Source organism: Kitasatospora sp. NPDC087861 (genome assembly GCF_044742585.1).
GTDB lineage: Bacteria > Actinomycetota > Actinomycetes > Streptomycetales > Streptomycetaceae > Kitasatospora.
In genome coordinates, this window is sequence record NZ_JBIUUS010000097.1 from 1 (window position 1) to 1364 (window position 1364).

At 56.7% G+C, this 1364-nt stretch carries 1 rRNA gene; it reads right to left on the reverse strand.

Going from position 1 to position 1364, the window contains the following annotated elements:
- Window positions 1-1274 (reverse strand): 23S ribosomal RNA (locus ACIOJE_RS41180); the annotation flags it as partial.
- Between the last annotated feature and the right edge of the window lie 90 nt (window positions 1275-1364).

Consider the following 1364-nt stretch of genomic DNA (forward strand, 5'->3'; position numbering starts at 1 on the left):
CTGCAATGACACGACTTCGGTGATGTGCTTGAGCCCCGCTACATTGTCGGCGCGGAATCACTTGACCAGTGAGCTATTACGCACTCTTTCAAGGGTGGCTGCTTCTAAGCCAACCTCCTGGTTGTCTCTGCGACTCCACATCCTTTCCCACTTAGCACACGCTTAGGGACCTTAGTCGGTGTTCTGGGCTGTTTCCCTCTCGACCATGGAGCTTATCCCCCACAGTCTCACTGCCACGCTCTCACTTACCGGCATTCGGAGTTTGGCTAAGGTCAGTAACCCGGTAAGGCCCATCGCCTATCCAGTGCTCTACCTCCGGCAAGAAACACGTGACGCTGCACCTAAATGCATTTCGGGGAGAACCAGCTATCACGGAGTTTGATTGGCCTTTCACCCCTAACCACAGGTCATCCCCCAGGTTTTCAACCCTGGTGGGTTCGGTCCTCCACGAAGTCTTACCTCCGCTTCAACCTGCCCATGGCTAGATCACTCCGCTTCGGGTCTTGGGCATGCAACTCAACCGCCCTATTCGGACTCGCTTTCGCTACGGCTACCCCACACGGGTTAACCTCGCTACACACCGCAAACTCGCAGGCTCATTCTTCAAAAGGCACGCAGTCACGGCCCACCAGCAAGCTGATGAACGACGCTCCCACGGCTTGTAGGCACACGGTTTCAGGTACTATTTCACTCCGCTCCCGCGGTACTTTTCACCATTCCCTCACGGTACTATCCGCTATCGGTCACTAGGGAATATTTAGGCTTAGCGGGTGGTCCCGCCAGATTCACACGGGATTTCTCGGGCCCCGTGCTACTTGGGAGTTCTTCAAACGAGCCGTACAGATTTCGTCTACGGGGGTCTTACCCTCTACGCCGGACCTTTCGCATGTCCTTCGACTACCCATACGGTTTCTGACTCGCCGACCGGCCGGCAGACCGATCAAGAAAAATCCCACGACCCCTCAAGCGCAACCCCTGCCGGGTCTCACACGCTCAAGGTTTAGCCTCATCCGGTTTCGCTCGCCACTACTCCCGGAATCACGGTTGTTTTCTCTTCCTGCGGGTACTGAGATGTTTCACTTCCCCGCGTTCCCTCCACACTGCCTATGTGTTCAGCAGCGGGTGACAGCCCATGACGACTGCCGGGTTTCCCCATTCGGACACCCCCGGATCAAAGCTCGGTTGACAGCTCCCCGGGGCCTATCGTGGCCTCCCACGTCCTTCATCGGTTCCTAGTGCCAAGGCATCCACCGTGCGCCCTTAAAAACTTGGCCACAGATGCTCGCGTCCACTGTGCAGTTCTCAAACAACGACCAGTCACACACCCTCAACACCCCGAAAGATGCATCAGATGAGGCCGGCGA